This is a genomic window from Natronosalvus rutilus (assembly GCF_024204665.1).
GTDB classification, from domain to species: domain Archaea; phylum Halobacteriota; class Halobacteria; order Halobacteriales; family Natrialbaceae; genus Natronosalvus; species Natronosalvus rutilus.
This window is the reverse complement of sequence record NZ_CP100355.1, coordinates 1,476,964-1,502,519: the sequence shown is the minus strand read 5'-3', so window position 1 is coordinate 1,502,519 and position 25,556 is coordinate 1,476,964. Positions and strand designations below refer to the sequence as shown.

General features: G+C 66.4%; 23 protein-coding genes. 5 read left to right on the top strand and 18 right to left on the bottom strand.

Features of this window, described 5'->3' with window-relative positions; translation table 11 throughout:
- Positions 1–172: 172 nt before the first annotated feature.
- The 9 genes from NGM29_RS07210 to NGM29_RS07170 are packed head-to-tail and all read right to left on the bottom strand — an operon-like array spanning position 173 to position 8,589.
- A complete protein-coding gene (locus tag NGM29_RS07210; RefSeq protein WP_254159779.1) occupies positions 173–1,996 on the bottom strand; it encodes a Na(+)/H(+) antiporter subunit D in 1,824 nt (607 codons plus the stop codon).
- Complete coding sequence (locus NGM29_RS07205) at positions 1,993–3,909, bottom strand: proton-conducting transporter transmembrane domain-containing protein (protein WP_254159777.1); 1,917 nt, start codon at positions 3,907–3,909, stop codon at positions 1,993–1,995. The genes NGM29_RS07210 and NGM29_RS07205 overlap by 4 nt, the downstream gene beginning before the upstream one ends.
- Positions 3,909–5,465 (bottom strand): proton-conducting transporter transmembrane domain-containing protein, encoded by a 1,557-nt coding sequence (locus tag NGM29_RS07200; protein WP_254159775.1) that lies wholly within the window; start codon positions 5,463–5,465, stop codon positions 3,909–3,911. The genes NGM29_RS07205 and NGM29_RS07200 overlap by 1 nt, the downstream gene beginning before the upstream one ends.
- Positions 5,458–5,820, bottom strand: coding sequence for a cation:proton antiporter subunit C (locus tag NGM29_RS07195; RefSeq protein WP_254159774.1), 363 nt, complete (start codon positions 5,818–5,820; stop codon positions 5,458–5,460). Before NGM29_RS07195 ends, NGM29_RS07200 begins: the two co-directional genes overlap by 8 nt.
- Positions 5,813–6,310 carry an MnhB domain-containing protein gene (locus NGM29_RS07190; protein ID WP_254159773.1) on the bottom strand — a complete coding sequence of 166 codons (498 nt, stop codon included), beginning with the start codon at positions 6,308–6,310 and terminating at the stop codon, positions 5,813–5,815. The genes NGM29_RS07195 and NGM29_RS07190 overlap by 8 nt, the downstream gene beginning before the upstream one ends.
- Entirely contained in the window at positions 6,310–6,849 is a 540-nt protein-coding gene (locus NGM29_RS07185; RefSeq protein WP_254159772.1) for a DUF4040 domain-containing protein, read from the bottom strand. The genes NGM29_RS07190 and NGM29_RS07185 overlap by 1 nt, the downstream gene beginning before the upstream one ends.
- Positions 6,846–7,193, bottom strand: a complete 348-nt coding sequence (gene mnhG, locus NGM29_RS07180) for a monovalent cation/H(+) antiporter subunit G (protein WP_254159771.1) — start codon at positions 7,191–7,193, stop codon at positions 6,846–6,848. The genes NGM29_RS07185 and mnhG overlap by 4 nt, the downstream gene beginning before the upstream one ends.
- The gene (locus tag NGM29_RS07175) at positions 7,190–7,471 is read right to left on the bottom strand and encodes a cation:proton antiporter (RefSeq protein ID WP_254159770.1); all 282 of its coding nucleotides are present in this window, start codon (positions 7,469–7,471) and stop codon (positions 7,190–7,192) included. The genes mnhG and NGM29_RS07175 overlap by 4 nt, the downstream gene beginning before the upstream one ends.
- Positions 7,468–8,589 carry a monovalent cation/H+ antiporter subunit E gene (locus tag NGM29_RS07170; RefSeq protein WP_254159769.1) on the bottom strand — a complete coding sequence of 374 codons (1,122 nt, stop codon included), beginning with the start codon at positions 8,587–8,589 and terminating at the stop codon, positions 7,468–7,470. The genes NGM29_RS07175 and NGM29_RS07170 overlap by 4 nt, the downstream gene beginning before the upstream one ends.
- A gap of 277 nt (positions 8,590–8,866) precedes the next feature.
- Between NGM29_RS07170 and NGM29_RS07165 the strand changes: the two genes are divergently transcribed.
- Positions 8,867–9,931 carry a quinone-dependent dihydroorotate dehydrogenase gene (locus tag NGM29_RS07165; RefSeq protein ID WP_254159768.1) on the top strand — a complete coding sequence of 355 codons (1,065 nt, stop codon included), beginning with the start codon at positions 8,867–8,869 and terminating at the stop codon, positions 9,929–9,931.
- 37 nt (positions 9,932–9,968) lie between these two features.
- Here the strand turns inward: NGM29_RS07165 and NGM29_RS07160 are convergent, their stop codons facing one another.
- The 3 genes from NGM29_RS07160 to NGM29_RS07150 all read right to left on the bottom strand — a co-directional run bounded on the left by NGM29_RS07160 (position 9,969) and on the right by NGM29_RS07150 (position 14,840).
- Positions 9,969–12,419: a thermonuclease family protein gene (locus NGM29_RS07160; protein ID WP_254159766.1), complete on the bottom strand. Its 2,451-nt coding sequence runs from the start codon at positions 12,417–12,419 to the stop codon at positions 9,969–9,971.
- A 240-nt stretch (positions 12,420–12,659) separates the two neighbouring features.
- Positions 12,660–13,073 carry a DoxX family protein gene (locus NGM29_RS07155; protein ID WP_254159765.1) on the bottom strand — a complete coding sequence of 138 codons (414 nt, stop codon included), beginning with the start codon at positions 13,071–13,073 and terminating at the stop codon, positions 12,660–12,662.
- A 171-nt stretch (positions 13,074–13,244) separates the two neighbouring features.
- Positions 13,245–14,840: an alkaline phosphatase family protein gene (locus NGM29_RS07150; protein WP_254159763.1), complete on the bottom strand. Its 1,596-nt coding sequence runs from the start codon at positions 14,838–14,840 to the stop codon at positions 13,245–13,247.
- Between the two features lie 317 nt (positions 14,841–15,157).
- Here NGM29_RS07150 and NGM29_RS07145 point away from each other — a divergent pair, with 317 nt between their 5' ends.
- Positions 15,158–16,135 (top strand): polysaccharide deacetylase family protein, encoded by a 978-nt coding sequence (locus NGM29_RS07145; RefSeq protein ID WP_254160496.1) that lies wholly within the window; start codon positions 15,158–15,160, stop codon positions 16,133–16,135.
- 141 nt (positions 16,136–16,276) lie between these two features.
- Here the strand turns inward: NGM29_RS07145 and NGM29_RS07140 are convergent, their stop codons facing one another.
- Positions 16,277–17,242 (bottom strand): glycosyltransferase, encoded by a 966-nt coding sequence (locus NGM29_RS07140; RefSeq protein ID WP_254159761.1) that lies wholly within the window; start codon positions 17,240–17,242, stop codon positions 16,277–16,279.
- Positions 17,243–17,535: 293 nt separating this feature from the next.
- On the opposite strand from NGM29_RS07140, the gene NGM29_RS07135 reads away from it, so the two are divergent.
- Both NGM29_RS07135 and NGM29_RS07130 read left to right on the top strand, forming a co-directional pair.
- Entirely contained in the window at positions 17,536–17,739 is a 204-nt protein-coding gene (locus NGM29_RS07135) for a zinc ribbon domain-containing protein (RefSeq protein ID WP_254159760.1), read from the top strand.
- 52 nt (positions 17,740–17,791) lie between these two features.
- Positions 17,792–18,538 carry an Lrp/AsnC family transcriptional regulator gene (locus NGM29_RS07130; RefSeq protein ID WP_254159759.1) on the top strand — a complete coding sequence of 249 codons (747 nt, stop codon included), beginning with the start codon at positions 17,792–17,794 and terminating at the stop codon, positions 18,536–18,538.
- A 34-nt stretch (positions 18,539–18,572) separates the two neighbouring features.
- Here the strand turns inward: NGM29_RS07130 and NGM29_RS07125 are convergent, their stop codons facing one another.
- The 5 genes from NGM29_RS07125 to NGM29_RS07105 all read right to left on the bottom strand — a co-directional run bounded on the left by NGM29_RS07125 (position 18,573) and on the right by NGM29_RS07105 (position 24,480).
- Positions 18,573–20,078, bottom strand: a complete 1,506-nt coding sequence (locus tag NGM29_RS07125; RefSeq protein ID WP_254159757.1) for an alkaline phosphatase family protein — start codon at positions 20,076–20,078, stop codon at positions 18,573–18,575.
- 226 nt (positions 20,079–20,304) lie between these two features.
- Positions 20,305–21,795 carry a nucleotide sugar dehydrogenase gene (locus NGM29_RS07120; RefSeq protein WP_254159756.1) on the bottom strand — a complete coding sequence of 497 codons (1,491 nt, stop codon included), beginning with the start codon at positions 21,793–21,795 and terminating at the stop codon, positions 20,305–20,307.
- Positions 21,792–22,778 (bottom strand): Gfo/Idh/MocA family protein, encoded by a 987-nt coding sequence (locus NGM29_RS07115; RefSeq protein WP_254159755.1) that lies wholly within the window; start codon positions 22,776–22,778, stop codon positions 21,792–21,794. Before NGM29_RS07115 ends, NGM29_RS07120 begins: the two co-directional genes overlap by 4 nt.
- The gene (locus NGM29_RS07110) at positions 22,775–23,932 is read right to left on the bottom strand and encodes a DegT/DnrJ/EryC1/StrS family aminotransferase (protein WP_425499254.1); all 1,158 of its coding nucleotides are present in this window, start codon (positions 23,930–23,932) and stop codon (positions 22,775–22,777) included. The genes NGM29_RS07115 and NGM29_RS07110 overlap by 4 nt, the downstream gene beginning before the upstream one ends.
- Positions 23,884–24,480, bottom strand: a complete 597-nt coding sequence (locus NGM29_RS07105; protein WP_254159753.1) for an acyltransferase — start codon at positions 24,478–24,480, stop codon at positions 23,884–23,886. The genes NGM29_RS07110 and NGM29_RS07105 overlap by 49 nt, the downstream gene beginning before the upstream one ends.
- 396 nt (positions 24,481–24,876) lie before the next feature.
- Between NGM29_RS07105 and NGM29_RS07100 the strand changes: the two genes are divergently transcribed.
- Complete coding sequence (locus NGM29_RS07100; protein WP_254160494.1) at positions 24,877–25,413, top strand: DUF7344 domain-containing protein; 537 nt, start codon at positions 24,877–24,879, stop codon at positions 25,411–25,413.
- Positions 25,414–25,556 lie beyond the last annotated feature (143 nt).

Sequence of the window (25,556 nt, the reverse complement as noted above, 5' to 3'; positions counted from 1 at the left end):
GGGGAGCCGGTATCGGTACGTGGAGAGAAGTGCGTCTCATCTACGACTGAGATTCGTCCGTTCGCCCATTGTTATGCGACGCTTGCGGGAGCTGTAGTCTCGAGCTATCGCGATCGACGTTCCGGCGGGCCTCGAGCGTCGTCGCTGGCCGCTCGGAATCGATTGACTCCGGTCAGAGCACGAGCGCGAGGACGACCGTCAGGGCGAGCGTAATGAGGAGGACGCTCGTCCCGATGGTCGCCCGCAGCGAGAGCGTCGAGGGTCGGCCGCCGTCAGTTCGTCCCGTCTCCTCGAGGTCGACGAGCCACGACGGCAGGCCTCGCGTCGCCCGCTCGACGGCGAGTACGGGGTTGTTTCCGACCCAGTAGCCCGACCGTACGAACGAGACGGCGGCCCGGTCGACGGCGGCGAATAGTTCGGTGACGGCGAGGGTCGACCAGCGCCCGACGGCGTAGCCGATGGGGTAGACGACCGTCGCGGGATCCGCGAGGTCGAGTTTCGAGAGCGGCTTGCGGACGAGCGCGAAGCCGACGACCGAGATGCCCAGCAACAGGGCCGAATCGGTCAGGTGGCTCTCGCTGTAGGGGTGGAGGTGACTCTCGCCGCCCGGATACTCGAAGGCCGTCCCCTCGATCAGCGGCAGGAAGTCGACGAAGCCCTGCCACCAGACGCCCAGGACGAGACACGCGCCGCCCACCGACAGCATGGCGACGGTCTGGCCCGGCCGTGCATCGGCCACCTCGAGGTCGTTCTCTCCGTGGAGGAAGGCGTAGTAGCCGAGCTTGATGAACGAGAGAAAGGTTCCGATGGCGCCGAGCCAGAGCAGGTAGTACAGCGCCTGGTACTCGGTCGCGCCGTAGTAGCCCGGATCGGCCGCGTCGAGGATCATCCCCTTGCTGATGTAGCCGTTGAAGCCGGGAACGGCGGTGATTGAAAGCGCGCCGAGACCGAACGCGGCGGCGGTCAGGGGCATCTCACGCCAGAGGCCGCCGAGCTTGTACAGGTCCTCCTCGCCGGTGCGGTAGATGATGACGCCGACGGCCATGAACAGCAGGCTCTTGTAGAGGACGTTGTTGAACAGGTGGCCCATCGCGCCGGCGACGGCCAGGTTCGAGGCGATGCCGATGCCGGCGACCATGTAGCCGACCTGGGCCTGGATATGGTAGGACAGCAGCGCGCGCATGTCGTGCTGGAGGAGTGCGAAGGTGGCGCCGTAGACGGCCATCAGCCCGCCCATGTATGCGAGCGCAAGGTCGCCATCGCCGGGGAACGCCCGGTAGAGGACGTACGCGCTCGTCTTCGTGGTGAACACCGAGAGGAACACCGACGCGGCGATGTGCGGGCGGGGATAGGTGTCCGGAAGCCAGGTGTGCAGGCCGATGAAGCCGACGTTGACGCCGATGCCGACCATCGCCAGGATCGTCGGGATGCCGTCCGCGATGCCGCCCTCGTAGGCGAACGTCCCCGTCTGGGCGTAGTGAGCAGTGACGGCGAACAACACCAGCACGCCGCCGATACCGTGGAACAACGCGTAGCGAAAGCCCGCGCGGACGGCGTCGTCGCCGTGGAGCCACACCAGCAGGGTGCTGGTCATCGCCATGAGTTCCCACATGAAGACCAGCGCGAGCCAGTCACCCGCGAACGCCGCGCCGAGACAAGAGGCGACGTAGAACAGCGCGAGTGCGAGGAGCCGTCGGCTTGCCTCGCTCGAGTAGGCGTAGACGACGGCCATACCGCCGAGGAAGCCGATGCCGGTCCCAATCATCCGGCTGAAATCGTCGACGAAGAACGGCTGGACGTCGGCGAAGCCGAGGAACGTCGTCGTCAGGTGCTGGCCCTCCGGCACAAGCAGGGAGACGGCGAGGACGCCGAACAGCGAGAGTGCGCCGACGGCGTAGCCGACGACGCGGGGCAGGACGAGCACGAGTAGCGCCGCCGCCAGGACGAGCAGGGGCGGGTAGGCGTAGACGAGCGTCTCGACGCTAGTGGCGGTCATCCGAGGACCACCTCCCCGGTGACGTTCTTGACGATGGTTCCCGCCAGCTCGAGGAAGATGGCGTAGTCGGGAATCACGCCGAGGACGACGGCCCCGGTGGCGATCACGGTGATGGGGACGAGCATGAGCCACGTGCTCTCGGTGAGCGGAGTGTGGCGTGCCCAGCCGTCGGCGGGCGGGCCGCCGTGGTGGGCGTGGTCGTCGCTGTCGATGGGAACGGGTTCCCCACGGGGCCCGCGCCGCGTTCCGGCTCCGAACGGGACGTCGGCGTCGCTCGGGTTCGCGTCGACGGCGTGGTTCGCGTGACCGTCCGTTTCAGTGTCGGTCTCACCCTCGCCCTCGAGGCCGCCGGCGCCTGCATCGACCTCGTGATTGCGGCCGCCGTCGGGCTGGATGGGATCGGCCACGCGCCCGGTGTAGGATCGGAACTGTCCGCCTATCGGGAACTCGACGAGCGGCTTGGCGTCGTGGCGGTCCTCACGTTCGAAGAACGCGGTGTAGACAATTGGCCAGAAGTACGCGATGTTGAGCACACCCGAGAGCAAGAGGGTGGCCGCGAAGAGCCAGCCCCACCCGTCCAGGTAGATCCACTCCGAGCCCTCGAGTCTGACCGAACCGATCAGCATGTAGAACTTGCTGACGAAGCCGGCGACCAGGGGCATACCGGCCATCCCTGCCGCGCCGATGGTGAACGCCGACAGGGTGAGCGGCATCCGCTTGCCGATGCCCGCCATCTCGCTGATGTAGTCGGTGTGGGTCTCGACGTGGATCGCACCCGCACAGAAGAACAGCGTGAGCTTGCCGAACGCGTGGGCCGGGATGTGGAACAGCGCCCCAAAGATCGTCCACGGGTGCAACAGTGAGAGCCCGAGGACGATGTACGATAGCTGGGCCGTCGTCGAGTACGCCAGCCGTCGCTTGAGGTGGTCCTTCCGCATGGCGATGATGCTCGCCGCGGTCAGCGTGAACGCGGCCATGATCGCCACGGGAATGTTGAGGCCCACCTCGCCGACGCCGGGGACCGACAGGGGCAGGTCCCGGATGGTCTCGGGACCGTACACCTCGAGGATGACCCTGGCGACGCCGAAGGCGCCGGACTTGACGACGGCGACGGCGTGGAGCAGGCCGGAGACGGGCGTCGGCGCGACCATCGCGTCCGCGAGCCAGGAGTGAAGCGGCATGACGGCCGCCTTGACGCCGAAGCCGGCGATCAGGAGGTAGAAGGCGGCCTGAGCCATCGCAGGGTCGGCCGCGGCCGCGTCGGCGAGTGCCGACATGCCGCCGGACTCGAAGGCGAGCGTGGGTTCCCCGACCCCCGAGGTGAGCCAGTAGACCAACACCGTGCCCGCGAGCAGGAGGACGCCGCCGCCGAAGAACGTGTAGAAGAGGTACTTCCGGCCGGCGACCCGGGCCTCGTCGTCCTCGTTGTGCGCGACCAGCGGGTAGGTCACGAGCGAGAGGAGTTCGTAGAACACGAAGATGGTGACCAGGTTGCCCGCGAACGCGATCCCGACGGCCGTCGAGAGACTGGCCGCGAAGGCGGCGAAGAACCGCGTCTGGGCGTGTTCGTCCAGCCCGCGCATGTAGCCCGCGGCGTAAAAGGAGGTGAAGATCCACAGGAAGCTGGCGAGCAGGGCGAAGAAGAGGCCCAGTGGGTCGGCCCGCAGGGTGAAGTCGATCCCCGAGACGAACGTGTAGCCCGTCGCCTCGCTGAGGCGCCACTGGTAGACGGTCCCGTCCATCACACCGGGGAGCATGCTCGCGACGATGGCGAACTTCGAGAGCGCGGCCAGGACGGACCACCCCTCGCGGACGTTCGGGTGGCGATACGAGGCGATAATCAGGGCGACGGTGACGGCCGAGACGAGGACGGCTGCCAGCGGTCGCGGGTCGGTAACGGCGTGTTCTACCATCAGGAAGACACCTCCAGGACGCTCTCGAGGAACGGCTCGAGTACGTCAACGAACAGTTCACCGGCGAACCCGAGCGCGACGGCGAGGACGGCGGCGAGAACGAGCACCGTGAGGGTGCCGAGCGGGACGGACTTTCGGGTCGCGATACTGGAACTCGAGTGCCCCCCGTCGGTCGCCGCCGGGGTGTCGTAGGCCGGTTCGGCCGCCGAATCGAGGGGCGGGGTAACGTACATGGTCTCGAGCAACCGGGCGACGTAGGCGAGGGTGAGCATAGTGCTGAAGAGGATGACGGCGGCGACGGGCCAGGCCTGGGCCTCGACGGCGCCGAGGGCGATGTACCACTTGCCGACGAAGCCGACCGAGGGCGGGATGCCGACGAGCGAGAGCAAGAGGACGGCCATCGCCCCGGCGACGAACGGCTGTCGACCGGCGAGGCCGGCGTACTCGTCGACCGTTCGGGCGCCGTGAGCGATGGCGATCCAGCCGACGGCGACGAACAGGCCGGCCTTCGTCAGGCCGTGGCCGACGAGGTGGATGAGCGCACCGGAGAGCGCCTGGTCGGTGAGTACGCCGTACGCGGCGACGATCAGGCCAAACTGAGACACCGAGGAGTACGCGAGTAGTCGCATGACGTCGCGCTGGATCACCGCGAGGGTGCTCCCGGCGACGACGCTGAGACAGCCGATGGTCACGACGACTGTTGACGCGTTCGGGGTCGAGGCGACGAACTCGGGGCCGTAGACCCCGAAGAGGACGCGCCCGAGGGCGTACGCCGAGGCCGTCGAGACGAGCGCGGCGATCACCGGCGTCACCCCGTCGGGGGCGTGCTGGTAGGCGTCTGGCTGCCAGCTATGGAGGGGCCACTGGGCGACCTTGACGGCGAAGCCGATGACAATAAAGGCCAGACCCGCCCGAGCGAGGGTGACGTTCTGGCTCTCGAGCGTCGGAATCGTCGCGGCCAGGTCGGCCATGTTGAGCGTCCCGGTTCCCATGAACAGGAGGCCCACGCCCATGAGGTACAGCGAGGCCGCGACCGTTCCCAGGATCAGATACTTCAGGGCGGCGACCGCCGACTCGGGGCCGTCGCCGCTGGCGACCAGCGCGTAAGTCGCGAGGCTCGTGATCTCGAGGAAGACGAACAGGTTGAACACGTCGCCGGTGAGCGTGATGCCCAGCAGGCCGCCGACGAGCAGCAGGTAGGCGGTGTAGAACGTGTTCCCGCGCGGCCCGTTCGTCCGGGTGTGGAGGAGGACGCCGAACGCCGTTCCGGTGATCAGGAGGGCAATCAGGGTCGAGAGCGGGTCCGCGACGAGTTCGATTCCCATCGGGGCCTCGAAGTTCCCGAGGACGTGAATCCGGGCAACCTCGCGGTTCGTTCCCTCGGCGACGAAGACGTCCGACGCCAGCGCGAGCACGGCGGCGAACAGCCCCGCCGTCGTGATCGTCGCGACCGGCCAGCCGACGCGGTCGTATCGAAGGCCGAGCGCGATCGGCGCCAGCGACAGTAGGATGGGCGCGACGATCAGCAAGACGACGAGCGTCTCGAGACTACTCATCGGTGCGCACCTCCCGGAGGGTGTCCTCCCGAAGCGTCCCGTACTCGCCGTGAATGCGGACGATGAGCGCGAGGCCGACCGCCGTCAACGCGATACCGACGACGATGGCGGTGAGCACGATCACCTGCGGGAGCGGACTCGCCAGCGGCGCGTCCGTCCCCGTTTTGAGAATCGGCGCTCGGCCGCCCTCGACGTAGGCCGTGGCAACGAAGAACAGGAAGATCGCCGACTGGAACAGGTTGACGCCGATCAGCTTCTTCACGAGGTTCTGGCTGGCGATGGTCATGTAGAGCCCGATGCCGAGCACGACGAACACCAGGACGTAGGCGTAGTGGCTTGCGAGTAGCTCAATCATCGGTAGATCCCTCCGTCTCGTCGAACCCATTGGCCGCGAAACCGGCCGCTGTCGCGAAGAACAGCGTGACGATCACGCCCGAGACGATCAGGGCGATGCCGCCGACCTCGATGGCCTCCATCCCCCACTTGCCGGCGATGCCGATCGACTCGAAGCGCGCGTACTCGAGGAACGCCCCGTCAAGCGCAATGGTCGCGAGGCCGATCCCGACGAAGACGGCGACGCCCCCGGTCACGAGGGCAACGATGACGCTGTTTGCGAGCCACTGTCGGGTCGGCTCGATTCCGAACGCGAAGGCGATCATGAGGATGGTGACGCCGACGATGGCACCACCCTGGAAGCTCCCGCCGGGCGTGTCCGCCCCGTGGAGAGTCATGAACAGACCGTAGGTGAGCGTGAACGGGGCGATGATCCTGACCGCCACGAGGATGACCTGGCTCTCGGTGTAGGTGTCCTCGAACCCACCGTTGACGGGTTCCCGATCGCTCATCAGACGAACACCTCCCGTTTCAGGACGAGCAAGGTGGCGATCCCGGCCGCGAATACGACGACCGCCTCCCCGAACGTGTCGAAGCCACGGTAGGCGGCCAGGACGGCCGTCACCGCGTTTTCGGCCCCCGTGTCCTTGTACGCCGACTCGAGGTACGCCTGGGTGACCTCTGAGTTCGCCCAGATGGGCGCCTCCTGGGAGCCGACGGCGTACATCTCGGGCAGGACCGCCGTCGAGAGCACTAGGACGAACGCGCCGACGACGACGAGCGAGGGCACGTGAATCGACTCGAAGCGGTCCTCGGTCGTCGGACGGGCCGTCCGGGCGATGGTGAGTAACAGGAGCACCGTCGTCACGCCGGCGCCGATGGCGGCTTCGGTCATGGCCACGTCGGGCGCCAGCAGGAATGCGTACAGAATCGCCATCCCCAGGCTGTAGGCGCCAAAGACGACGATGACCGAGAGAACGTCCCGGAACAGCGCGGTCGCGACGGCAGACAGCAGGACGAACGCCGCGAGGGTGTAGGCGACGGCGCTCATCGAGAGTCACCTCCCGTGTCGTCCTGGTCGCGGGCGTCGTCGGCCGTCCACGGATCGATACCGACGTCGGAGGCCGACCGCGCGATGGCGTGGGCGGCCGTCGGGTTCGTGACGAACACGAAGAACAGCAGGAGAACGGTGTACACTGTCGCGTGTTGCCACCCCAGCGCCAGCGCGACCGCCGCGAGCGTAAAGCTGGCGCCGAGGGTGTCCGTCTGGGAGGCCGTGTGCGCGCGCGTGTATACATCTGGAAGGCGGATGACGCCGATCGCCGAGACGAGCGTGAAGAACACGCCCGCACCGACGAGGGTGATGATGGCCCAGAAGCGGATCGTTTCGATCACAGCACTCCACCTCGTTCGACGGTGAACTTCGAGATGGCGATCGCCATCAGGAAGTTCAACAGGGCGTAGATCAGCGCGATGTCGAGGTACCACGGTTGCTCGAGCGCCACCGAGAGCAGCGCGAGGATAACGACTGTGTTCGTCCCGAGGACGTTGACCGCGAGGAGGCGGTCCTGGGTCGTCGGGCCGGCGACCGCGCGGTAGAACATGACGATGGCGAGCACGACGAACGCCGCGGCGGCGGCGAGGAAGATCTCGCTGAGGTCGGTCGGCATCATCGCTCGTCACCCCCTTCGGTGGGAGAAGCGGTGTCCGAGTCGTCATTCGAATCAGCGGTAGCGTCCGCGCTGGGGGCGGAAACGGGCTCCGGATAGATGACCTCGGCTTCCCCTCGCTCTCGAGGCGACGCGATGGCCGCGGACCCCCGGCCGTGGAAGACGAACCGAATCGCTCGCTCGAGGCCGCCGTCGAAGAGGTCCGCCTGGGCGCCCGGGATCAGCGTGTGGACGACCAGTCGCTGGTCGTTCGCCCGGACGGTCAGCGTCCCCGGCGTGAGCGTGATGCTGTTGGCCAGCGCGAGCAGAGGCAGGCCGCTTTTGACCCGGGCGTTGACGCGCGTCATCGTCGGCTCGATCGGCATCGAGGGCCGGAGGATGACGAGCGAGACGGCCACGTTGGCCTTGACGATCTCGTAGAGGAGATAGGGAATGTAGAGGAGAAAGCGGATCAACAGCACGGGGCCGCGCGTGATCGACGGCTCGTGGATGAACGTGACCTGCGAGAGCGTCAGCGAAACGATTCCGGCGACGGCGACGCCAGTAACGAGGTCGAACCAGTAGGTCGGATCGCCGAGGACCAGGTAGAAAATGAACGAGATGCCGAAGAGGCCGAAGAAGCGACGCCAGCCGCCGGTGCCGACGAATCGGGCGTGCTGGGCTGGCCGATCGACCGGCGCTTCGTCGAAGTGCAGGTCGATCCGAGTGAGTTCGCGTTCGAGCGGCTGCAACAGCGGCGCCGTCGCCCCCGGCTGGTACTCCGGATCCAGGACGAGTCGATCGAGGTCGTGCCTCTCGGCGTAGGCCGCGAACGCGTCGGCGTAGTCCTTCGGGCCGAAGAGGTACTCGTCGGCGCCGATGATGGCCGTCTCGACGGTGACGGTCGCCTCGACGTCGTCGGTGTCTTCGCCGATCCACGTCTCCGCCCGCTCGAGCAAGCGCTCGGCGGCCTCGAGTTCTGCGCGCTCCTCGGGAACGTCCGCCTCGAAGGGGACGGCGACCACGAGGTGGCAGACGAGTTCCCCGGGGTCGGACTCGAGGCTCGACTGGACCGCGTAGGCGACCGTCTGGCGGACGGTGGACGACTCAGAGAGCGGGACGAGCAGGCGGTCAGCCGCCACGGCGGTTCCCTCCGATCGAACGCCCGTGCGGGCGACCCGCTCGAGTCGCCCGGGTTCCGGCCCCCGATCCGGCCCCGAAGACGACGCTCGAACGCGTGCGATATTCGTTACTCATGGCGCTGTTGTCTGATAGTCGACTCAAGCGGTAGCCGGAGGAAAACTATTTCGTTATCCGCCAGATAGGACGGGGATTTTTTCGGGTTCCAGAACCCGTTTCCGGGAGTGGAGGTTTCGAGTCCTTTAGGTGTTTTCCCACGTTAGTACGAGCCGATACTCGATGACGCTGTACTCGCGGCTCCGGCCGCTGGCGTTCGCGCTGCCGCCCGAAACGGCTCACGACGCCGGGAAGGCGGCTCTCCGGGCGGCCCAGTCGACGTGGCCGACCAGATGGGCCCTCGAGTCGGCCTACCGGTACGAACACCCCGCCCTGGAAGTCGACTGTCTGGGATCGACGTTCCCCAACCCCGTCGGTGTGGCCGCGGGTTTCGACAAGAACGCCGAGTGTACGCACGCCCTGGCCGCCCTCGGATTCGGCTTCGTCGAAATCGGCACTGTCACGCCGTACGCCCAGACCGGCAACGAGCGCCCGCGCCTGTTTCGCCTCCAGGAGGACGAGGCCATGGTCAACCGGATGGGATTCAACGGCGACGGAATGGATCGGGTCCGAAAGCGGCTGGAGGCCGACGGCACGCCCCGAACCCCCCTCGGCGTCAACATTGGGAAGATGAACACCTCGAGCGAGCGTGAGGCGATCGAGGACTACCGCCGCGTGTTTACCAGACTGGCGCCGTTCGCCGACTACGTCGTCGTCAACGTCTCCTGTCCGAACACGCCCGACGAGTTCGACGAGAGTTCGCCCGAGCACCTTGAGGCCATCTTCGAGACCCTCCACGCCGAGAACGACGGCGACGTCCCGCTCCTGGTGAAGATCGGTCCTGATTCGCCCGAGGAATCAGTCCTCGAGTTGCTCGAGATCGTCGAGGACCAGGGGGTCGACGGGATCGTCGCGACGAACACGACGACCGCGCGCGAGGGCCTGCGCTCGCCCGCGCGCGAAGAGTGGGGTGGGCTGAGCGGCGCGCCGCTACGGGATCGCTCGACGGACGTCGTTCGCCTCCTGGCGTCGAACACCGATGTGCCCATTATCGGCGTCGGCGGCGTCGATTCCGCCGAGCGCGCCTACGAGAAGATCCGCGCCGGGGCTTCGCTGGTGCAACTCTACACTGGTTTCGTCTACAACGGACCGTCGACGGCGAGGGAGATGAATCGTGGGCTCCTCGAGTTGCTCCGCGAGGACGGGTTTTCGTCGATCGAAGACGCTGTTGGGGCTGACCTCGAGTGAGATATCGATTTTCGGGTGGTGACGCTCTCGTCCCCTGTCAATCCACGATGAATTCGGCGTCGACGGAGTGGAAATCCTCCCCCTCGAGCGTCTCGTTAGCGACGTACTCGCCCGACACGGGATTGGTGACGCCATCGATTTCGACGCGCACCTCGCCCTCGACCGACGTGTTGTAGACGCCATTGAGGTCGAACGTTGCGGCGCTTCCGGCGTATTCGTCTGAGTTGACGGCGATCTCGTCGACCGTCCCGTCTCCGTCGCGGTCCATGTAGACGGTCACGTCGTCGTTCGTGAGCCCGTCTACGCTGGTTCCGTCAGGGTAGTCGACCGTGATCGTGTCGACCTCGCCGTCGAAGTCGACAGACGGGTCCGCCAGGGTCCACGTGTGGTACGACTCCGTACCCGCCGTTGCCGGGTCGGCCTCGATAACGTCGGACCGAACGTCCGTTTCGGCGGTGAACGCTCGAACGGATCCGTAGGCGGTGTAACCGTGGTTGGACTCCACGACGGCGCGGTACTCGTACTCGGCGCCCGCTTCGAGTCCATCGACGTCCTCGCTGAACGATCCGGTATCCTCGAGCAAGCGCGCCTTCGTGATGTTCACGAGGTCGCCCGCCCGCCCCCACTCGAAGGAAACCTCGCCCCAGTCGGCGCCGTCGAGGTCCTCGAGCGTCCCGTTCAGCGTCGCTGACGCGTCGCCGACGCGCGTCGCCGCGTCCGTCGCGACGGTCAGGTCGGTGACGTTGTATTCGGCGTCGATCGAGAGATTGTCGTCACCCTCGAGGGTCTCCGTCGAGACGTACTCGCCCGACTCCGGATTCTCGACGCCGGCGATTTCGACGCGGACCTCGCCCTCGACCGAGGTATTGTACCGTCCATCGAGGTCGAACGTCGCCGCGCTTCCGGCGTACTCGTCGGAGTTAACCGGAATCTCGTCGACCGTGCCGTCGCCGTCCCGATCCATGGATACCGTCACGTCGTCGTTCGTGAGGCCGTCCAGGCTGGTTCCGCCGGGATAGTCGACGGTGATCGTATCGACTTCGCCGGTAAACTCGTCAGCGGGGTCCGCGAGCGTCCACGCGTGCGTAGAAACTATATGTGGATCATTCGGCGACGCTCGCAGGACGTTCGTCCGAACGTTCTTTCCGCTCTCGTAGGCCGACCAGAGGTCGAAGTCGGCGGTGTTCAGTTGACTCGTTTTGAGAAGCTTTCGGCTGTCGCCGGCGTAGTTCGCGTCGTCGCGAACGTCGTCGTAGTTGAGCCGAAGATCCGACCCGAGGCCCGCGGCGAGGTCGTCGAGATTGGCTCGTTCTCCGGCGGTTTCGCTGCCGCTGCCCATCAGGAGGACGACACCTCCCTCGTCGACGAAGTTCTGCACCTCCGTGATTTCGGCGTCGCTCCACGCCTCCGGGCTACAGGAGGCAACGAGCGCGCGGGCCTCCGACAGGCTGTACCCGTATCCGTTCCCGTACCCATTGATGCTGTGGAGTTCGATACCCAGCCCCTCAAGGTGGCGCTGATAGTAGGCGGTGTCCTCAGCCGACACCGCATTGTCCTGCTCGAAGGTTCGGTGGCCGCCATCGACAAGCACCGGCCCCGAGGGCTCGTCGCTCCCGTGCAGGTGGTCGATCAGGTTCGTGACGAACGTGAAGTGGTTCAGGTCGGCCGACTCGCCTTCCCAGCGCTCGTTGATCGTACAGCCGCCGAAGTACGCCAGATTGCGCGACTCGTCGACGCCGACCATCGGAATCGCGTCGTAGCCGACGGTGCTCGCGGTGGTGTTTTCCTGCACAGCGGTGTCCTCCGTCCAGACCGGCACTCGCGAGTCAGGGACGGGGCCGTCCGTCGTCCTGACGCTCGAGGTGTGGGGATGGAACGTCGCCGCGACGTCGTCATTTCGCCACTCCGAGACGTGGCCGTCGTCCGCGACCCAGAGACCGCGCCCGGCCGCCCGGGCGGCCTCCTGGGCTTCGAGGTACTCGTCGGTGTTCGTCAGGCTTGCAGCGTACACCCGGGCGTATCCCTCCTCGAGGGTGAGTTTGTTGTACACCGTGTCGGTACCGTCCCCGTTCCGATCGTACCTGATCTTCGCGAGGAGACGACCAAACTGGTCGATCTCCTCCGAGGCGCAATCGACCTGTACCTGGCACGTCGAACCGGCAGGGAGTTCCGTCTCGGCAAAATTGGTGGCCTCGTTACCCCAGTGCTCGAGGTGGGCCTCGTCCTCGATGAACTCCCACTCCTCGATCTTCTCGTAGCTCGTGTTGCCGGTTTTCTCGGGCGTGTCGTGCCCGAGCGTGCGGACGTTGTACTCCTCACCAGTCTCGTACACGTAGACGTCGAAGGTGTCACCGTCGACGACGCGGGTGATCTTGGCGTTGTACCAGACGCCACAGTCGAGCGCAGAATCGGCAGCCTGTGCCGGCTGCGCTGCGGCCAGCCCGGCGATCGTACTAGTGACAGTTTTAATGAATGTACGCCGTTTCACAGTGTAACACGGCAGTGATTGTCTGGCGGTAGAACATCAATATTCCGACAAATAATACTATGTTGTTAAGTAGTGTTATTATTTAAATCGTCTATAGTCACTCCTGAATTACTTCTGAAGAAGGCTGAGAGAAGGTGTCAGCAACACATCAATATGGCAATGCTCGAATTCGACGCACGTACTCGACTCGGGATCGAACAGCACATCCCGAGGAACGTCGTACTCGGTGCTCTCGGATGCTTAGAGCCCGATGTTCAGCGCGTAGGGCCAGGCGGCGTTGCTGATCGCGAGGAACGCGAGGGCCGCACCCGCGCCGTAGACGTTCTTGAGGAACGCCGTCATCTCGTTCTGGGCCTCCTCGCCCTCGGCGTTCCAGAAGTCGTGCATCTTCAGCGCCGAGACGACGAGGAACACCGCAAGCGCGCCGGCACCGATCGCGGGGAATACGCCCGCAATGAGCGAGAGTCCCCCGAGGACGAGGAGGACGCCGCTCAGCACGACGGACGCTTTCGGTGCTGGCAGGCCCTTGAATTCCGCGTAGCCGGCCATCCCCTCGACGTCAAGGAAATGGTTGAATCCCATGAACGCGAGGACACCACCGAAGATCACGCGCGCGAGCAGGAACGCCACGTCGGCGCCGGCAGACTCGAACATCAGGCGCTCACCTCGAGGTCGCGGGCGGTCGTGGGACGGTTCGATTCGTAGTCGCAAGCTGGTTTCATTACGTTACCAGATACGAATTGGAACCTATATATCGATTCCCGGACATGCATGCAACCGGGTTACGGAGACGTTACCGAGGTCTCGGTTCGGTTTCACGACCGCTCATTCCATGTAGCCGAGGCCCTTCAACCGATCCTCAACGCCGGAGAAGTCGTCGTCGACGTCCTCTTGTTCGCGCTCGCTCGTGACGTCCCGGCGGGCGACCTTAGTGCCAGTCGGTTCGGCATCCGGACGGAACGCGTCGAAGAGAACCCGGCCGTCGGCGTTCGTGGGGACGGGCTTGCCGATTCCGTGGAGTAGCGTGGGTGCGACGTCGACAACTCGTGCACCCCGCAGCGTCGCCCCGGGTTCGATCGAGGGGCCGCGACAGAGCATGATTCCCTCGGGGCGATGGCTCGCGGCGGTCGGCGACGGGTCGCCGAACGGTTCGTCGGTGATGGCGTTGCGCCCCTCGTAACGGTTCGTCCCGTTGACGATGAGGTCCGGCGAGTCAGGATCCGTCGGAAAGAGGTCGTCGCCGTCGTAGACGACGAAGACGCGCTCGCCCGCGTCGTCGGTGATCGACTCGAAGAGGTCGGTGAGTTCGGCCTTGAGCGCCGAGATCTCTCGCGGCGAGACGACGCCGTGGTCGAACCGATCCGAGTCGTTGACGTAGAGGTTGCCCGCGTCGTGGACGAACGCGACGGTTCGCTCGTAGTCCACGTCGTAAAGGGCGTGCTGGCCGGGGATCTGCTCGGCGACGGAGTCCAGTAGCTGGCGCGGCAGCTTCGAGACCAGGAACTCCTCGGAAATCCCGATCCGGTTCAGCGCACTCGAGACGCGTTCCCGAGAGATACCCAGGCTCGCAAGCGCGCCGCGGGTTCCGTCGTCTTCCTCCTCGAAGAGGTACCCTTCCCGCTCGAGGAAGTGGTTTGGGTAGGTGAGTTCGTCGATGGGCCCGAACCCGTGATCGGAGACCACGTAGAGGTCGGCGTCGTGCTCGTCGGTGTAGTCCATCACCTCGCCGAGAATGTCGTCGAGTGCCCGGTACTGCTCGAGGATGCGGTCTTCGTCCCAGATGAGGTGCTGGAAGCGGTCGGGCGCGGTGTAGACGAAGAAGAACAGCTCCCAGTCGTCCCGACGCTCCATCAGCAGTCGCATCAGTTCCCGACGCTTCCGGAGGATGTCCGAGACCGCGACCTCGAACTCGTCGAGGCGGTCGGCGTAGTCGGGATAGTTGAGACTGATCTGGTAGTCAGGGATGCAGTCGACGATTTCGTCGGCGAGTTCCGGCGGGTGGGTGAAGTCGTGCTCGAGCGAGGGCGTCATCATCCCCGCGACCACCTCGCCGTCGATGTCGGTCGCCGGGTAGGTCATCGGGACGTTGCCGACGACCGCGGGGCCGAGTTGCTCCCACAGCGGCGGCTGCTTGCAGTCCCGGCTGGTGTACATCCGGTGGGAGTACGACGAAGAGAGCTGCTGAAAGCCGTAAATTCCGTGTTTATCTGGCCAGACACCGGTCGCGATCGACGGCCACGCCAGCGGCGTCGTCGCTGGACGCGTGCTGTCGAGCGGGCCCGACGCTCCCTCCTCGCGCAGTCGGGCGAAGTTCGGGAGCGCGCCCTCGTCAGTCCAGCGTTCGATCAAGTGCCAGGGGACGCCGTCGAGACCGAGCACGAACGCTCGCTCGGACGCCGTCGTCGATGTAGATCCGCTCATGATGATACTCGAGGCGTTAGTGACGCCTGCTGTCGCTGACAAGGCGTACGGAGGCCTTTGTTATCCAGCGACTGTCCCCTGGAAACCGCCACGAACGGAACACACTCTCCCGTTCGAGACGGTTCACTCGATGGGTACTACCGCGGGATTCGGCGGGAAGCACACCAGGGATGCACGTTTCAACCCGGCCGAGCGCGAGCGGCCAAAGCGCGGCGGCAGGCCGTCCATAACAAAACCGTTACGAGAGAATCCACCAGCCATGTTCGCTCCCGTCGACGCCCCGAGTCGCGACCGCGAGCGGGTGGCAGGTGACCGTCGTGGGTAGCGTCGTCGTCTCGGTCGATGCTGAACTCGGCTGGGGATTTCTCGACCTCCACCCACCGCCGGCCGACCGCATCGAGCGCTGCCGACGCGGCTGGCACGCCCTCTATGAGGCCTTCGAGGCCTACGACGTCCCCGCCACGTGGGCCGTCGTCGGCCACCTCATGCTCGAAGACTGCGACGGCCGTCACGTCGACCACCCCGCCCCAGCGGGCTGGTTCGAGCGCGAGCGGACCGACTGGGCGGACCGCCCCGACCTCCGGTTCGGTCCCGACCTGGTCCGGTCCGTGCTCGAGTCGTCGGTCGACCACGAGTTCGCGAGCCACTCGTTCTCTCACGTCCTCTTCGGCGCACCGAGCACCGACCGGGAACTGGCCCGCGCCGAGTTCGAGCGGGCGCTCGAGCTGGCCGATGAGTGGGGCCTCGAGTGCTCGTCGTTCGTCTACCCGCGAAACGACGTCGGCCACCGGGCGGCGCTCGCCGAGGCGGGCTTCACCGCCTATCGAGGCCGAACGTCGACGCCGGAGGGATTCCGGGCGGTCCTCGAGACCGGCCTGGGCGGGCGCTCGGTGCTGGTCGAACCGACGATCGACGAGCACGGCCTGGTGAACGTGCCGGCCTCGCTGTTTTGCTTCGGATTCGAGGGCGTCGCCAGGACGGTCGCCGAGTCCGTCTGGACCGATCCGATGGTCGTGACGGCCCGCCGAGCAATCGACCAGGCCGTCGCGGCCGACGACGACCGGCTCTGTCACCTTTGGCTCCACCCGAACAACCTCACGACCGACCGCGACGACGAGCGGATGCGGGCGATCCTCGCCTATATCGACCGGCAGCGTCGAGAAACCGACCTCACCGTGGAAACGATGGGCGAGGTCGCTGCTCGAATCGGTGAGTCGGCCGGAGACGTCGACGAAAGCGAGAACGTGGACGGACTCGAGACGAGCATCACGCAAACCGTCAGTGGCGACGACTAATTCAGGTCTGCGAGCGAAAGCGGGGCGACGACGCCGTTCCCGTGGTTCGGACGACCTGTCGATGATATTCTGGTTATAACTATAGAAACGATAGTGTAGATTTTCGGTAGGGGCCGCTTACGGGTCTACGATTGCCTGTGCTCAGGACCGCGTCACTCGCGTTCGCCGCTGATCTACTCGCTCGAGCCCCGTCACTGACTCGTAGACCTCGAGGACGGCGTCGGTCGTCCGCTCCAGGCTCACTTCGCGGGCGGCCCTGCGGCCGTTCGACCGGGCGCCCGACTCGAGGATCGACGCCAGTTCGTCGACCAGGACGTCGTCCGCATCGGCCACGCACGACGGGGAGACGCCCTCGAGGCGCTCACGGACGTCACCGACGTCGACGGAGACTATCGGGAGGTCGCAGGCCATCGCCTCCTTGACAGCGTTAGGCGAGCCCTCGCTGTGAGAGGTTAGCAGGAGGGCGTCGGCGGCGTTCATGTAGTGGGGCATCTCGTCGTGGTCGACGCCCGAAATCGTCCGCAGGGAGACGGGGCGCTCGAGTCGACTGTCGACGCGGTCGACGATCCGTTTCGCCCGCGGGTAGTTCTTCACCGACCGGTCGGGCGCGTAGGGGAACAGAACCGCGTGCTCGTCGGTGGGCCAGCCGACGCGATCACGGGCGGCCGCCTGCGACCCCGGCCGGAAGGTCTCGAGGTCGACGCCGTCGGGGATCACGCGACACGCTCGACCGAGCGCGTCGGCCATCGCCTCGGACATGACGATCACGGCGTCACAGAAGGGTGCACAGGTCCGACTCACGGGAGCGACGGGGCCGTGGACGTCCGATCCCCAGAGCGAGCAGACGACCGGCACCCGTCGCTGGGCGAGCGCCATCGGGGCCGTGAGCCCGTAGTGGGCGTGGATCAGGTCGTAACTTCCCCGTCGGAGTTCGTGGCGTACTGTCCGAAAGAAGCGGAGGTACTCGAGCGGCCCTCGAGCGTTCTCGCCGATCGCGTCCCCGGCGACCGACAGCGTCTCGAATCGAACGCCACGGCGCTCGAGGGCAGCCTGTTGCTGGTTCAAAAACGGCGCGTCGGCGGCGTTCGTCAGCGTGAGTACGTCCATTCGGCCGAGAGACCACCGGGAACGTGCTTTGTTAGGAACGGCCTTCGTCTCGATGCGGTTGCCAGCCTGGATCGAGTTGCCCTCGGTTTCGGGCCCGACCAGACGCGACTCGAGACGGGCCCGTTGCCTCCGAGCGTCGAGCGACGTCCGTCAGACGTGAGTCACACCCGGGCCGGTTAACGAACTCGAGCGCGCCAGGATTTCGGTTCCAACAACGTCATATATATACCACCTATCGATAGTCGACGAAACGCTTATACTGGTGAACATAGAAGCGGCTGTCAGGACGATCAATGTCACTCTCCGATATATTCACTGGACTTCTGCCGGGGACAGACGCCGAGCCGGAGTCACCTGACGCGCCACGGGGCGCCAACGTGGACGGGCCGACGACGGTCGTCTACGAGTGTCGTAACTGCGGAACGACAGTCGACCCGAAGACGAGTCGGTGTCCCCACTGTGATCACGACGAGATCGTCGAGTACCCCATCGACTGAACTCGAGGAAGCGAAACGCAGTCTCCTTAATACTGTCGCGTGAACGGACCGTATGGACATCCGTCTGGACGACGTCAACAGGCGCATCATCCACGCCCTCATGGAGGACGCGCGGTCCATCTCGGCGCCGATGATCGCCGACGAGGTGGGCGTTTCGGCGGCGACGATCCGCAACCGAATCGGGCAACTCGAGGAGGCGGGCGTGATCGAGGGCTATCACGCCAACGTCGACTTCGAGCGTGGCGACGGGCGGTTACGTAATCTCTACCTCTGTAACGCCCCGGTCGACGACCGCGAGCGCATGGCCCACCAGGTGCGACTGATTCCTGGCGTGATCAACGTCCGCGAGCTCATGACCGGCCGGCGAAACCTCCACGTGCTCGCCGTCGGCACGGACACGAACGACCTGCGCCGAATCGCCCGCGAGATCGCCTCCCTCGGGATCGACATCGAGGACGAGGACTTGCTCCAGGCCGAACACTACCAGGCCTATCGCCCCTTCGGCCCCGACGACCGGACGCCACAGCCGCTCTCCGATTACATCAGCCTGACCGGCGGCGCCGAGGTCGTCGAGGTGACCGTCGCCGAATCGGCCCCCATCGCGGGACTCTCGCTCGAGCGCGCCGCCAGGGAGGGCGTCCTCGCAGACGACGTGCTCGTGATCGCCATCGAACGCGACGACGCCGTGTTGACTCCTCGGGGCGATACCGAGATTGAACCCGACGATCTCCTGACGCTGCTCTCTCGGGAAGGCGTGACCGAGGACGCGCTCGAGGCGTTCGAGGCGGGCGGCCGGTAGTTCGACGGGCAGGATACCTCGGCCTCGAGCGAGACTAGCGATAATCGAATTCCTCGAGGCGCTCCCCCAGGCGCGCGTCGTCGAACGTGGGGTCGTCGCAGGCCGTGCCATGAGCGACGTTCGCGTACGTGCCGTAGCCGACGGGAGCGGTCGTCAGCGCCGATGGATCGCGTCCGGTCATCAGATTGGGAATCGGACGGCCCAGCGTCGCCATCACCAGCGGCGCGACGTCCGCGGCGGTGAGACAAACCGATTCCGGGGACTTCCGGATCGACGGCCCTGACGCGAAGAACGTCCCGGCGTCTGTTCGCGTCACGCCCTCGAGCCGCGTGAACTGTCGCTCCGCGGGAGCGGCCGACACCGTGCAGTCCGTCCCCGCCGTTGAGACGAGGATGTCGGGCGCCTCGCGGGCGAACGGTCCCTCGTAGAGGTGCTCGCGTCGACAGGCGAACTCGAGGGCGGGGTTCCCCCGCGGATCCGCGAGGTCGACCAGCGCCTCGAGCACCCGCGAGCGGGTCTCCTCGTACGTCGAGTTGACGACCCGACCGTAGCGCTCCCGGCCGGCGACGTTGAGACGGATGCCCGCACTGGTCTGGCTCGGGAAGAACGCCTCCGAGGTCGCCCACCGGTACCCATCGGCGTCCTTCCTGCTCGCGTGAAAACCGCCACCGAGCGCCCCAGAAACGACTCTGAGCACCGATTCAAGGACACCGGGTCGCCACCGGCAGTCTCGCGCTCCCCGCTCGAGCAGGTCGTGATCGGCGAGCACCTCGTTGACGTGGACGCGATACCCTCGCGAGCGCTCGACGCCGAGCGGCGAACACCCGATGACAGTCGATTCTTCGGGAGTGACCTCGAGGACGTCCTGAACGAGTCGATCTGCGGCCCGGCACGCGGCCTCGAGGGCGCGGTCGCCTGCGTCCGCGTCGACGGCCCCGAGGAGGTCCGAATCGGCGACCGGAACGTGGACGAGTGCCAGTTCCCAGGGCTCGCCGTCGAGCAGGTCGCAGGCGAGGCGACGTCTCGTTTCGAGGAGCGTCGGCACCTCGGCTGGGTCCTCGAGGTCCCGGAGCGTCCACGGCGAACCGGGTGAACCGGACGGGAGTCTCGCGTCCACGGGGGCACCCGATGTAGGGCCGCCGGTCGGCCCTGTGGAGCGTCGTCCAGGAACCACGACGCCGGTCACCGGCCCCGGTGGGTCGGTCATCGGGAACCCGCAGGCCACCGTGGAGGCCCCTTCGCCTGAGAGGTATGCCCAGAGGGTCGGCCGACGGACATTGACCGCGGAGGCTGGCCGGCGCTCGCCGTTGGGATAATGTTCGCGAACGACGTCGTCGAAGACGCCGTGGTAACTCGGGTCGGTCCCCGTCAGCAGCGACGTCCAGGCGCTCGCCGGACTGGCCGGGACGGTCGACTCGAGCGACCCCGAAACGCCGCGGGTTTGGAGACCGGAAACGGTCGGCATCGCGTCGGCGAAGCGCTCGAGGTGTCGATTCGTCACGCCCTCGAACGCGAAGACGACGGTCTTCACAGCGACCACTGCCGATCCCTCGAGGGCGAGACCGCGCGCCGGCCGACGACCCGCTCGAGCGCGAACAGTTCGTTCATGCGCACACGGACGACTAGCGGTGGTTTCGTTATTCTGCGACTTCCAGCCGGTCGGGACTGGCTACGGTCGCTCGCGGTCGACTAATCGGTCCTTCTCGACCTGTTCGCGATCGGCTAACCAGTAGCTGTCGGCGCTCTCGACCGACGAGAAGTGGGGGTTACCGCCCGGTTGCGTCGAACGTCGCCGGACGGCCGATCGTCGAGGTGTCGGTTTCGGTCGGCACGTCGCCGTCGATGACCGTCGGCCGACCGTCGCGCGCACCGCCGAGCGTGACGACACGGTGGTCCGTGTTCGACAACGAGAGCACGTCTCGGCCGTCGAGGACCACCATCGGCTCGAGGTCGGCCCACGGGATACGCTCGAAGGCGTCCTGGGGCGTGACGAGGATCGCCGCGTCGAACGTCGGCCCCGACACCAGGTCCTCGACGTCGATCGATCGAGCGCCGAAGTCGGCCGGGTTGACCAGCGGGTCACACCCCCAAACCTCGGCACCGCGCTCGCGGAGGGACTCGACGACTCCGATCGCGGGGGAAGCCCGGGTCTCCTCGACGCCCGGTCGGTAGGTGAACCCGAAGACGAGGACCGTGGCGTCCTCGAGGCTGCCGGCGGGTTCCTCCCCGTGGCTATCGCGTTCGCTTTCGTCCGTACCCGAATCATTGAGCGCCGCCTCGAGCATCGACACCGTGCGCGCGGGCATCTCGCGATTGACCTCGCGGCCCAGTTCGACCATCGAGAGCGGGGCCTCGGTCTGGGCGAGCAGGAAGTGCGGATAGTAGGGGATGCAGTGCCCGCCGACACCCGGACCCGGGTCGTGCAGGTGACACATCGGAATGTGGTTGGCCGTTTCGATCGCCTCGCGCACCGAGATCCCGAGGTCGTCGGCGGTGCCCGCGAGCTGGTTCGCCAGTGCGATGTTGACGTCGCGGTAGACCCCCTCGAACACCTTGACGGCTTCCGCCGTCGTCGCGTCCGAGACCAGGTGAACCGCGTTGGCCGAGAGTTCGTCGTAGACCAGCGCGGCCGCCCGCCCGCTCGCCTCGTCGACGCCGCCGACGACCTTCGGGTACTGCCCGCGGATGTCCCGCAGGGCCGTTCCCGAGGCGGTCCGCTCGGGGCAGAACGCGACGCCGAAGGAGCCGGACTCGAGGCCGCTTCGCTCCGCCAGGTGAGGGGCGATGACGTCCCGGCAGGTGCCCGGCGGCAACGTGGACTCCGCGATTACGAGGTCGCCTGGCTCGAGGCCGCTGGCGACGTCCTCGAGAACCGCCTCGATGGTCGAGAGGTCCGGTTCGTCGTCGTCGGTGATCAGCGTCGGAACGATGATCACGTGGACGCGCGCCTCGCTGGCGGCAGCAGCCCCGTCGGTCGTCGCCCGCAGTCGACCCCGCGAGACCTGTTCGGCGACCAGGTCGTCGAGACCGGGTTCGCCACCGACGTGGCTCCGGCCACCGTTCACCGACTCGACGACCGCGGGATCGATGTCCACGCCGGTGACGGCGCCCGTCCCCTCGGCGAAGACCGCGGCGAGCGGGAGTCCCATCTTGCCGAGACCGTAGACCGCGACCGGTACCGACCCGTTCGTCAGCGCTCGTCGCCTTGCGGGTTCGTCGTCCGGCCCGCCATACAGGGCCGTCGTTGCCCGACTCATCGAGCGACCACCTCCTGATCCTCGTCAGCGACGAACCGGTCGATTCGCTCGACCATCTCGAGGGCGGCCACGCCGTCTTCGCCAGTGACTACCGGCTCGTCACCGTTTCGCACGGCGTCGACGAACGACTCGAGTTCGCGCTTGAGCGGTTCGCCGTTCTCGACGCGCGGGCGTTCGACGACGCTCTCGTGGCGGTGGCGGTTCGTCCCCTCGTCGGTGACGTACTCGGGGTACGAATCCCGGTGGATCAACACCGACTGCTGGAGGTAGTCGACCTCGACGAGGCACTCGCTGGCGGTCACCGTGAGCCGTCGCACCTTCTTCTGGGTGCGGCGACTGGCGGTCAGCGAGACGATCACGTCGTCGGCCGTCATCGTCGCCGTCGCGTACTGCCCGTCGTCGGTGCTCGTCGCCGAGACCACCTCGGGACGGGACTCGAGCAGCGAGCCGACGACGTCGATGTCGTGGATCATCAGGTCGAGGACGACGCCGTCGGTCGCCGTGCGGTCGATCGGCGGGCCGAGACGCTCGGCTTCGACGGCGATCACGTCCAGGTCGGCGATGACCGACTCGAGGGTGTCGACGGCCGGGTTGAAGCGCTCGACGTGACCGACCTGCAGGACGAGGTCGGCCTCCTTGGCCTTTCGTGCGAGGGCACGGCCTTGTTCGACGGTTTCGGCGATCGGCTTCTCGACCAGCACGTGCACGCCGGCCTCGAGACACGCCGAGACCGTCTCGTAGTGGGCGTGGGTCGGCACTGCGACGGTGACGACGTCACACGTCGCGAGCAGGTCGTCCATCGGCACGGCGGCGGTGCCGTAGCGAGCCGCGACCGTCTCCGCGAGCGCCTCGTCCAGGTCGCTGACGCCGACGAGGTCGACATCCCGGCACTCGCTGTAGACGCGCACGTGGTTCTCTCCCATCGAACCGACGCCGATGACGCCGGCCCGTACCGTCTCCGTCGAAGTAGTCTGTCGAGTCATTGTGAGTCAAAGTAGTCGGTGATCGCCTCGACGACCCGCTCGCGTTCGGCGGGCTCGAGGTTCGGGTGAACGGGCAGCGACAGCACGCGATCGGCAGCCCGTTCGGCGTTGGGCAGCGTCGCTGCGGCCGTACTCACCGTCTCGTAGGCCGGTTGGCGGTGGATCGGCGTCGGGTAGTAGACGCCCGTCCCGATTCCGCGTTCTTCGAGCCAGGCGGCGAGGTCGTCCCGGTCGTCCGCCGCGACGGTGTACTGGTGGTAGACGTGGGTCATCCCGTCGGGAACGGTCGGCGTCTCCACCGGAACGTTGGCCAGCCCATCGTTGTAGTACGCCGCGTTCGCCCGCCTCGCCTCGGTGAAGTCCGGCAGACGCTCGAGTTGCGCCCGGCCGATGGCGGCGGCGAGGCTGGTCATGCGGTGGTTTCCGCCGAGGGAGACGTGATCGTAGCCGCGCGTTCCGGTCACGTCCCGCCCGTGGTTGACGTAGCTCGCGGCGGCGTTCGCCACGTCCTCGCTGTCGGTCGTGATCATGCCGCCCTCGCCGGTCGTCATGTTCTTCGTCGGGTAAAACGAGAAGCAGGCGGCGTCCCCGAGGCTGCCGACGCGCTCGCCGTCGATGGCCGCGCCGTGGGCCTGGCAGGCGTCCTCGAGGACGAACAGGTCGTGCGCGTCGGCGATGTCGCACAGAGGGCCCATCGCTGCGGGCAGACCGTAGAGATGAACCGGCAGGATGCCCACGACGTCCTCGCGCTCGCGCACGACCGCCTCGGCGGCGTCGGGGTCGATCGTGTACGTCTCGGGGTCGATGTCGGCGAAGACCGGCGTCGCTCCAGCCAGCCTGATCGCGTTCGCGCTAGCGACGAACGAGAACGTCGACGTGACGACCGCGTCGCCCGCCTCGACGCCCAGCGCCTCGAGGGCGGTGACCAGTGCCGTGGTTCCGTTCGTCGTCGCGACGCTGTGCTCGGCGCCGCAGTAGCGGGCGAACTCGGACTCGAAGCGGCGAACTTCGGGGCCGTCGGCCAGCTGCCCGCTCTCGAGGATCGCGTGCACCCGATCGTAGACCCCCTCACCCAGGTCGGGGTCGGCGATGGAGATGTCGCCAGTCATGCGATTCGGTTCGGCCCCTCGAGGGGTGCCGGGAGGGCTCTCGATTCCGCTGGTGCGCCGATCGCGAGCGTGTTCGGGGGGACGTCCTCGGTCACCAGCGCCCCCGCCCCGACGAACGCGTTCTCGCCAATCGTGACCCCGGGGAGGATGGTCGCGTTCGCCCCGATCGAGGCGCCGTCCTCAATGGTCGGTCCCTCGAGGTCGACCTCGGTTCGGATGGGATACTGGTCGTTCGTGAGGACGGCGCCAGGGCCGACGAACACGTTGTCGCCGATCGTCGTGTCTGTTGGGACGTAGACGGCCGACTGGATGCTCACGTGCGAGCCGATGTCGGTTCGCCCGTCGACGATGGTCTTCGTGCCGAGCAGGACGTCGTGGCCGATCGTCGTCCCCTCGCGGACGAGCACGTCGTGGCCCGTCGTGAAGTCGTTCCCGATGACGACGTCGCCGTAGACGATCGATCCCCGACGGATCGTCGCGTCGTCGCCCAGCGTGGTCGGCTCGAACGCGTCGTCGACCCCGTAGCCGACGGTCGCCCCGTCGTCGATCGAACACCGGTCGCCCGCCGTGTAGGTCGCGTTGGTCACCGCCACGGCCGGTCACCTCGCGTCGTCGATGCCGTTCGGTCGTCCGTCCGTCGATATCGGTCAGTGTACATGGAGATCGGATACCCGGTTGGGTAATCACGTAGGATCATCCGGTAATCGGGCTTTGTTATCCCCGGCCTGAGCGCCGGTAGCGCGCCACTACGCGCGAGCAAGCGACGGCTCGAGGCAGGGCCAACGACTGGCCTTTCGATGACGGGAGGGCGGTATCCACGTTCACGCGTGCGTGAGCTTCAGAAGTTAGTGAGAAACACCGAACCAGACCGGTACAAACCGATTTCGAGACGGTAGCCGCGAGATAGTAAAGTGTGAATCGGTGGCACCTGAGTGCGTGAGTCTCTCGACGACGGGTACCTGGGAGCGGTTTCGAGGACATCGATGATCATGACCGATGGCACGCTTACGCAGGCGGAGCTGTTCGACGTGTTCAGCAACGCCAGACGACGACAGACGGTACAGTACCTCAAACGCCATTACGGAGCCTGCGATCTGGCACCGCTGGTCGAACAGGTCGCAGCCTGGGAGAACGACACGACGACCGACGAGGTGACGCGCGCCCAGCGTCGGCGCGTGTACATCTCGCTCTATCAGACCCACCTGCCGATGCTCGAGGACCACGGCATCGTCGACTGGGACCCCGACGCCCATCGCATCGAGTTGCTGCCGAACGAGGAGACGTTCGAGCCGTACCTGGATCGTGACCTCGAGGACCAGCGGCCCTGGCACTGGTACTACGCGTCGGTCACGGTCGTCGGTGCCGTCGTCGCCGTCCTGGCCGGCTTTTCCGTCGGTACCCTGTCGTCGGGGCTCGTTCCGTTCGTCGCACTGGGGCTCTGTGTTCTCGTTTTGGTCCTCGCAATCGCTCAGCGCGCGTCCAGTCAATCTAGGTTCAAACTTCCGTTCGCAAACAGACGACTCTAATTTCCGTCTGAGAGATTACTCCCGCAGAACGGGTACACAGGACGCGAAGAGGATCAGGGAGAGTGGACTGACGTGGTCAAACTCGCGGCGAACGTCCTTCAGCGCATCCTCGTTTCACTGGTCGACTCGACGTCCCCGTCCAG